This is a genomic window from Paraburkholderia sp. XV (assembly GCF_020177535.1).
GTDB classification, from domain to species: domain Bacteria; phylum Pseudomonadota; class Gammaproteobacteria; order Burkholderiales; family Burkholderiaceae; genus Paraburkholderia; species Paraburkholderia caribensis.
In genome coordinates this window covers 1-7,915 of the sequence record NZ_JAGUUD010000207.1, presented here as the reverse complement: position 1 = coordinate 7,915, position 7,915 = coordinate 1, and the positions used below count along the sequence as shown (strand labels likewise).

Here is a 7,915-nt window from a genome sequence, read left to right as displayed (position 1 = left end):
GATAACCGATGCCGTTATCGACGATGCCGTACAGCGTCACGCTGCTTTGCGCGAAGGCAGGCAGCGTGGCCAGCATCGCTGCGCCAGCCAGGGCGGCTTTGACTTCGGGGTAACGTCGTTTCATCTCCTGATCCTTTTATCTTGAGTGTTATGACGATGCGTCGCATCGTTTTGTTGCGGCGGGACAAGCGAATGCCGTCGCCGCCGGTGCTGCGGGTAGTACGAAAACCTGAAGTAATGCTGGAAAATCCGGATGCTATGAGGATGGCTACGGGAAACCACCACTATCGGCCCGTGCGATCCTTCGCTGCATACCGTTGCGCCTAGCCGTGCTTGCGCTGGGCCTGCGCCGCGAGTCTCACAGGCGCATTGACCGCGCCGTATCCGTCGTAACCGCCCTTGCGCTGCACGACCTCCAGAAAGAAGCGGCCATCCATCTGCTCGGTGTACACATGGAAGAACTCGCCGCCCTGCGCGTCCCTGTCGTAGAGGATGTGGGCGTCTTTCATCTGGTTCACGATGCCGTCGGCGAAATCGTAACGCGCTTCAAGGTCATCGTAATAGTTCGACGGGATTCTCAATAGCTGAACGTCGCGTGCGCGCAACTGTTCGACGGCCGCGAAAATATTGTCGGTGTCGAATGCAACGTGATTGAGGCCCGTTCCACGATACGTGTGCAGCGATTGCGCAGTCGAAGTCCGTCCGTCCACGGAAGCGTTCAGAACGATTCGCACCGATCCATCGGCGCTGCGCACCGCGCGGCTGCGCACGAGTCCGTAAGGATCGGGAAGCAACCAGGCAGGCTCCGCATCGAAACCGAACACAGCCTTGAAGTAGAGAATCCATGTATCGAGTGCGTCGGCAGGCAGGTCGAGACACACGTGATCGATGCGCTTCAACTCGCCCTGCACCGCTTGCGTGCGTTCACTGTCAGGCGCGCTCAGCACGAAGTCGGCTTCATATAGCGTCGGCTCGTCGGGCCGCGCATCGACGAAGTAATGCAGGCTGCCATCGGGCGCGCGCACACCCGGCACGACGCGTTCGTTCGGGCCGACGCGGCCCGAGAACGGTGCATAGCCGAACGACGTCGCGCGTTCGAACACACGCGCGGCATCGTCGACCTGAAACGCCGACGCGCACAGCGACAGCCCGTGCCGATGGAAGAACTCGCTGGCGAACGAATCGGTCTCCGCGTTCAGCACGATCGACGCCCCGCCCTGCTGATACAGCGTCACATCCTTCGAACGATGCTTGCCCGCCGCATGAAAGCCCGCTTCGGCGAAGCGCTGCGCAAGACGCGGCACGCTGGTCGCATCGACGGCGAACTCGATGAACTGGAAGCCCGAATGCGCGGGCGGCGCAGGCGGCGTGAAGAGCGGCTGACCATCCTTCGAGCGGGCGCCCTTGAGCCCGGCCTGCTCTTCGAGATACAGCAGCGAGCGGTAGCCATCGGCAGCCGTCGCCGCTGTCGGCGCGGCGCGAAAGCCGTCGTTGAAAATTTCGAGCGAAAACGGACCTTGATAACCCGTCGCAAGCACGCGCTCCGCGAAGCCGGCGACATCGAGATCGCCTTGCCCGGGGAAGCATCGAAAGTGCCGGCTCCACTCCAGCACGTCCATCTTCTGCCGCGGCGCATCCGCGATCTGCACGAAGGCGATGCGGTCGCCGGGAATCTCCGCGATGGGATCGATCGGGTCGTCGATCGACAGCGTATGGAAGCTGTCGAGTATCAGGCCGAGACTCGGATGATCGACGGCATCGACGAGCTGCCATGCGTGTCGATACGAGTTCACGTACTTGCCCCACGCCAGTGCCTCGAAGCCCACGCGCACGCCTTCGCGCTCGGCGAGCAACGCAAGCTGGCCGAGCTGATCGACGATCAGCGCATCGTCCGCGATCACGTTTGGATTGACGCTGCTGCACACGAGCACGAGATCCGTGCCGAGTTCATGCATCAGCTCGAACTTGCGCTGCGCGCGGTTCAGGTTTTGCGCGAGCCGCTCCTTCGAAACGCCCTCGAAATCGCGGAACGGCTGGAACAGCGTGATCTGCAGGCCGAGATCGGCGCAACGTTTGCGGATGTCGGCGGGCGAGCCGTCGAAGTACAGCAGATCGTTTTCGAAGATCTCGACGCCGTCGAAACCCGCCGCGCGAATCGCCGCGAGCTTCTCGACGAGCGTGCCGCTAACCGACACAGTGGCAATGGAGCGAAGCATGATAGGGCTTGGTTCGGGAATCGTGTTTACGCGGCGGGCTTGAGCGCCAGCATCTCGCGAGCCTGCCTGGGCGTCGCGACAGGACGGCCGAATTCGCCGCACAGCTTCGCCACGCGCTCGACGAGTTGCGCATTGCTTTTCGCCAGCGTGTCCTTGTCCCAGCGCACGTTGTCCTCGAGCCCCGTGCGGCAATGGCCGCCCATTTCGAGCGTCCAGTAGTTCACCTCGAGCTGATGCCGGCCGATGCCCGCGGCCGTCCATGTCGCGCTCGGCAGCAGCTTCTGCAGTTGCGCCACTTCGAATTCGAGAATCTCGCGGCGCGCGGGCAATGCGTTCTTCACGCCCATCACGAACTGCACATGCACGGGCTCTTTCAACAGGCCCTGTTGCACGAGATCGACGGTGCTGTACAGCATGGCCAGGTCGAAGATTTCGATTTCGGGCTTCACGTCGTGATCGAGCATCGTCTGCGCGAGCGTGCGCACGAAATCGGGGGGATTCTCGTAGACCGTGGTCGGGAAGTTCACCGAGCCCGTGGCCAGCGACGCCATGTCAGGCCGCAAATCGAGCATCGCGCCGCGTTGCTCGAAGGAACGGCCGCGCCCGCCCGTCGAAAACTGGATGATGATGTCCGGGCAATGCTTGCGGATGCCTTCCTGCAGCTTCGCGAAGCTGCTGCGGTCGGAACTCGAACGCTCTTCTTCGTCGCGCACGTGCAGATGCACGAGGGTCGCGCCGGCTTCATAGGCTTCATGGGTGCTCTCGACCTGCTCGGGAATCGAGATCGGCACCGCCGGGTTGTCCTTCTTGCGCGGCACGGAACCCGTGATCGCGACGGAAATGATGCAAGGCTGATTCGTGGCGTGACTCATGGCAGAACCTTTCTCGATGAAACCTGTGATGCCGCTTGCGCGCCGCATCCGATGTGCCCATCCGGTGCGGCGCGGCCTGAAGCGCTGAGGTGGCTCAAGAATAGGCAAGCGCCCTGGGGTGGGCAATGCTCCCGATGCCCGAAACGTGCGTTAATCGCACGTTTCTGTGCGATTAACGCGCGCTTCGCGGGTTTGCACCAGGCTGGGTGTCGTGTGGCGCATACAGTGCGGGCGAGGTTTCCCGCCCGATTCACAAGCGGGCGAAACGGTGTTCCCGGGTGCTCGCGGCGCTATCGACCAACGGCGCGCAGTCGTCGACAACTGAGCGATAATCGCGCATACCGATACGTTAGCCGCGCAAAATCAGGGAACGATTGCCATGAACCGACCGCCATTGGACAAACGCGACTGGATCGCGGGCCTCGAAAAAGGGCTCGCGATCCTCGAGTCGTTCGACAGCGAACATGCCCGGCTCACGCCGAGCCAGGCCGCGCAACTGACGGGCATGACCCGCACGGCCGCGCGCCGCTATCTGTTGACGCTCGAACATCTCGGCTATGTGCAGGGCGACGGCAAGCTGTACGGCTTGACGCCGCGGGTGCTGCGCGTCGGCTGGTCGTATTTCGATTCGGCGCGGCTGCCGAAAACCGTGCAGCCGTATCTGCAGCAACTGAGCGCGACGATCAACGAATCCGTCTACGTAAGCGTGCTCGACGATTGGGAACTGGTGTTCATCGCGCGCAACGGCACGTCGCGTGTGATGACGACGGGTTTCGTGCTCGGTGCGCGCGTGCCCGCCCCGCTCACCTCCCCCGGCGTCGTGCTGCTCGCGTATCACCGCGATCAGGACGCGATGCAGACGTGGCTCAACGACGCTGAACTCAAGCCCTTCACGCCGCACACGCTCACGAACAAGACCGGCCTGCTCGAAAAGGTCCGCCGCGCGCAGGCCGACGGGTTCGCGGTAATCGAGCAGCAGCTGGATATCGGCGTGCGCGGCGTCGCCGTGCCGATGAAGAACCGCCATGGCGAAGTGGTCGCGGCGCTCAGCACGAACATGCCGATGGGCAAGGAAACGTCGGAAGCGGCGCTCAATCGCGTATTGCGCGCGCTGCAGGAATCGGCGCTGTCGATGCTCAACGTCCTATAGTGAATGACGTAGAGGTAGCGGACGTGGGAGCGAATCATGTACGGTCGTTTTGCGGATCGCGCCGACGCGGGCCGTGCGCTCGCCGTTCAACTGAAGCATTACGCGCAACGCGACGATGTCGTCGTGCTCGGGCTGCCGCGCGGCGGCGTGCCCGTTGCGTATGAGGTCGCGCGTGCGCTCGGCGCGCCGCTCGACGTGCTCGTGGTGCGCAAGCTCGGCGTGCCGTGGCAATGCGAGCTGGCAATGGGCGCGATTGCATCGGGCGATGCGCTGTATGTGGATGAAGAACTGATGCGCGAGACGGGCGTATCGCAGCCCGAATTCGAACGCGTCCTCGCGGAGGAGAAAGCGCAACTTGCGCGGCGCGAGACGCTGTTTCGCGACCCGTTGCGCGCGCGCGTCGACGTGACGGGCCGCATCGCGATCATCGTCGACGACGGGCTCGCAACGGGTGCTTCAATGAAGGTGGCCGCACGCGCATTGCGCGCACGCGCGCCGGCGAGAATCGTCGCGGCGTTGCCCGTCGCGCCGTCCGACGCGGCCGGGCGCATCGGCGGCGACGTCGACGAATATGTCTGCGTGAACGCGCCGGAACTCTTCTTCAGCGTCAGCCAGTTTTATTCGGACTTCAGCGAAACCACCGACGACGATGTGCGCGCAATACTCGCACGCGCATCGTCGGCCAGCGGGCCCGCGTCGTGCGGATGACGCGCGCGCTTGCACCGACTGACCTGCAGCGCGACGGCCGGTAGACGCGCCGTCGTTGCCGCAGGCGTTGCTTTCAGGCGGCGGCCGCGGTGAGATGCAACGGCAGATAGCTTTGCAGGTAGTCTTCGAACTCGCCGCGCACTTCGGGGTGACGCAGCGCGAATTCGACAGTCGCCTTCAGATAGCCGATCTTGCTGCCGCAATCGAAGCGCGTGCCGAAATAGCGATACGCGAGCACCTGCTCTTCCGTCAGCAGCGATTGCAGCGCGTCCGTGAGTTGCAGTTCGCCGCCCGCGCCCGGCTTCAGCGCGCGAATGTGCTTGAAGATGGTCGGCATCAGCACATAGCGGCCGACCACGCCGAGATTCGACGGCGCCTTATCGGGTGCCGGCTTCTCGACGATGCCCGACAGCTTGATCACATCCTCTTCCCATTCCTTGCCGTCGACCACGCCATACGAGCGGCTCGCTTCGCGCGCGATGGTTTCGACACCGACGACCGAGCTGTGATAGTGGTTGAACACGTCGACGAGTTGCTTCATCACGGGCTGCTCGCTGTGCAGCAGGTCGTCGGCGAGGATCACGGCGAACGGGCTGTCGCCGACCAGCTTTTCGGCGCACATGACAGCATGGCCGAGGCCGAGCGCTTCTGCCTGACGTACGTAGAAGCAATCCACATTTGCCGGCTTGATGCTGCGCACGAGATCGAGCAGTTGCTCCTTGCCGCGCGCTTCGAGTTCCGCCTCGATTTCATAGGACTTGTCGAAGTGATCTTCGATTGCCCGCTTGCTGCGGCCTGTGACGAAGATCATTTCGGTGATGCCTGCCGCGATCGCTTCTTCGACCGCGTACTGGATCAGCGGTTTATCGACGATGGGCAGCATCTCCTTCGGGCTCGCCTTCGTGGCGGGCAGAAAACGTGTGCCGAGGCCCGCTACAGGAAAGACGGCTTTGGTGACTTTCAGCATGGTATGCATTTCCACTCGGTTGATTGAATGTATGCAATCGCCGTGAGAGGCGGCGCATTGTCGTGCCGGAAAAGACTAGCGCAAAAATTATTTGAAAGGACTGATAGCGCCCTGTTGAAATTAATTCAAATTGTTCATTTCGAATGCGTCGTTCCGATATTTGAAATCATGCGGAAATAATGACGCGAACAATCCGGGGCGCCGTGCGTGGGCGCGCGTAAATCTTGCCCATGGTGCCGAGGGCGAGCGCCGCCCTCATGCGCTCATTCGTTTTCCTCGAACTGCGGCATCTTTTCCGGGTTCATCCGGATACGGCTGATCGGCTCGTTGCGCAATGCTTCACGGTACGCGGACACGGCAACGAGTAGCAGCAACACGGCGACGCCGGCGATCAAATGCAGGTTCATGACCTCACCCCTGTCAGAAGTTTTCCCCGCATCAACGTAACACGAAAAAAACGTCAAATAATTCGGGTGTCTATTTGAATTTCGACCGGCTTCGACAATTCATTGTCAGTATGAAGGCTTGAATAATTCCAATCATTTCTTGTTGATTTTTTACACGCCCTTTCACCTAGGATACGCAAGCAGGCGTGCTGCCTCCTGGAGGCAGCGCGCCAATTCATTCATCAACGATTGAGGACCGCGCATGAGCGACACAGCACTGGACGCCACCCGTTCGTCCCTGTCCTTTGCGCCGGGGACGCGCAGCGAGGCGAAGGTCGCCGGGAAGGAACATGTCATCGACGCGATGCGCGGGTTCGCCGCGTTGCTGGTGGCATATTTTCATTGTCGCCAGGTCGAATGGGTGGGCATGCAGAGCTTTCACCATGTGGTGGGCAAATCATTCGATCTGAATACGATCGTTGCGTATCTGACGCTGCCCATTGCGTGGGGCTCGGCGGGTGTGCCGATTTTTTTTGTTATTAGCGGGTATTGCATTCATCGCGGCGCTGCGCAGCGTCTCGCGAACAATTCTGCGTATCGGCTCGATGCGATGAATTTTTGGGCGCGGAGGTTTGCGCGCATATACCCTGTGCTGTTTGCTGCGCTGCTGCTGACGCTCGCGCTTGATTGGGCCAGCCTGCAATTTCCCCCCGTCAATCACAAGATTCTCGATATCGGGCCGCAGGCGTTTTTTGTCAATCTGTTCTCGCTGCAAGGCGTGGCCGGCAAGACGTATGGGTCGAATGGCGCGCTGTGGACGCTGTCGCTAGAAGTGCAGTTTTATGTGGTCTATCCGCTGGTTTTCGCGCTGCGGCGCAGGCTTGGGATCTTGCCTGTGCTTGGGATGGTGGCGCTCGTTAATGTGGTGTCGGTTTTTGTGTTCGAGCGGCATGACTTGCAGTTCTTTACGTCGTTCTGGTTCTCGTGGATGCTCGGGGCATGGATCGCTGAATTGCAGATCAAGCGTGGCGATGGTTCGTCGCGTAAGCACGTGCCGTGGCTGATGTATGGGTTGGCCGTTTTGCTGACCGTGCTTGGGTGTGTTGCCTTTCGCTTTGGGCAGTACCTGGCGTTTCAGTTTTGGGCCGTTGGGTTTGCGTGCTATCTGAATGCGGCTCTCAAGAGCCGGCAGCATAGCGAGACGCCTGTGATTCGGTTGCTTTCCCGCTTTGGTGACTTCAGCTTCTCGCTCTATTCGATTCATTTGCCCATTTTTGTGTTGCTCTCTTCTGTGTTGTATCGCTCGGTGTTGCAGTTGTCGATCTTGCCGACTTTTGGTTTTATGCTTGTGGCACTTGTCGTTGCATGGGTTTTTTATCGTTGTGTCGAGTTGCCGGCGATGAAGTGGTCCGGTAGTTTGAAGTCTGCTAGTGGGCGGGTGCCGTAACTTGTGGGATTGGGCTGGTTTGTGGTTGCGTTGGCATCCGCGTTTTGTTGTCTTGCTTCACGCGTCGTCGCCGGTCGGTGTATTGGTCTTTGCGCTGGCATCCGCGATGCGTTGTCTCGCTTCACGCGTCGCCCCTGTGCGGGGCGGCACCTACTTTTCTTTGCCGCCG

7 protein-coding genes and 1 pseudogene are annotated in these 7,915 nt (G+C 61.0%); 3 read left to right on the top strand and 5 right to left on the bottom strand.

What is annotated here, in order from left to right:
* The 3 genes and pseudogenes from KFO72_RS40785 to KFO72_RS40775 all read right to left on the bottom strand — a co-directional run.
* Positions 1-124, bottom strand: a pseudogene (locus KFO72_RS40785) (porin); the annotation flags it as partial.
* A gap of 199 nt (positions 125-323) precedes the next feature.
* Positions 324-2,216 carry a bifunctional sugar phosphate isomerase/epimerase/4-hydroxyphenylpyruvate dioxygenase family protein gene (locus KFO72_RS40780; RefSeq protein WP_225034474.1) on the bottom strand — a complete coding sequence of 631 codons (1,893 nt, stop codon included), beginning with the start codon at positions 2,214-2,216 and terminating at the stop codon, positions 324-326.
* A gap of 26 nt (positions 2,217-2,242) precedes the next feature.
* Complete coding sequence (locus KFO72_RS40775) at positions 2,243-3,088, bottom strand: 3-keto-5-aminohexanoate cleavage protein (protein WP_054930516.1); 846 nt, start codon at positions 3,086-3,088, stop codon at positions 2,243-2,245.
* A 379-nt stretch (positions 3,089-3,467) separates the two neighbouring features.
* Here KFO72_RS40775 and KFO72_RS40770 point away from each other — a divergent pair, with 379 nt between their 5' ends.
* Together KFO72_RS40770 and KFO72_RS40765 are read left to right on the top strand one after the other, a co-directional pair.
* Entirely contained in the window at positions 3,468-4,238 is a 771-nt protein-coding gene (locus KFO72_RS40770; RefSeq protein ID WP_225034473.1) for an IclR family transcriptional regulator C-terminal domain-containing protein, read from the top strand.
* 36 nt (positions 4,239-4,274) lie between these two features.
* On the top strand, positions 4,275-4,946 hold the full coding sequence (locus KFO72_RS40765) for a phosphoribosyltransferase (RefSeq protein ID WP_225034472.1): 672 nt from the start codon (positions 4,275-4,277) through the stop codon (positions 4,944-4,946).
* Between the two features lie 73 nt (positions 4,947-5,019).
* Here KFO72_RS40765 and galU read toward each other — a convergent pair whose 3' ends face one another.
* Entirely contained in the window at positions 5,020-5,913 is an 894-nt protein-coding gene (galU, locus tag KFO72_RS40760; RefSeq protein ID WP_036005763.1) for a UTP--glucose-1-phosphate uridylyltransferase GalU, read from the bottom strand.
* A gap of 263 nt (positions 5,914-6,176) precedes the next feature.
* Complete coding sequence (locus KFO72_RS40755) at positions 6,177-6,320, bottom strand: hypothetical protein (protein WP_007749838.1); 144 nt, start codon at positions 6,318-6,320, stop codon at positions 6,177-6,179.
* A 241-nt stretch (positions 6,321-6,561) separates the two neighbouring features.
* Between KFO72_RS40755 and KFO72_RS40750 the strand changes: the two genes are divergently transcribed.
* A complete protein-coding gene (locus tag KFO72_RS40750; RefSeq protein ID WP_225034471.1) occupies positions 6,562-7,746 on the top strand; it encodes an acyltransferase family protein in 1,185 nt (394 codons plus the stop codon).
* The last annotated feature ends 169 nt before the right edge of the window (positions 7,747-7,915 follow it).

Coding starts and splice junctions, on each gene's coding strand:
- KFO72_RS40765 (WP_225034472.1), top strand. CDS start 4,275: ATGTACGGTCGTTTTGCGGATCGCGCCGACGCGGGCCGTGCGCTCGCC.
- KFO72_RS40775 (WP_054930516.1), bottom strand. CDS start 3,088: ATGAGTCACGCCACGAATCAGCCTTGCATCATTTCCGTCGCGATCACG.
- galU (WP_036005763.1), bottom strand. CDS start 5,913: ATGCTGAAAGTCACCAAAGCCGTCTTTCCTGTAGCGGGCCTCGGCACA.
- KFO72_RS40770 (WP_225034473.1), top strand. CDS start 3,468: ATGAACCGACCGCCATTGGACAAACGCGACTGGATCGCGGGCCTCGAA.
- KFO72_RS40780 (WP_225034474.1), bottom strand. CDS start 2,216: ATGCTTCGCTCCATTGCCACTGTGTCGGTTAGCGGCACGCTCGTCGAG.
- KFO72_RS40750 (WP_225034471.1), top strand. CDS start 6,562: ATGAGCGACACAGCACTGGACGCCACCCGTTCGTCCCTGTCCTTTGCG.
- KFO72_RS40755 (WP_007749838.1), bottom strand. CDS start 6,320: ATGAACCTGCATTTGATCGCCGGCGTCGCCGTGTTGCTGCTACTCGTT.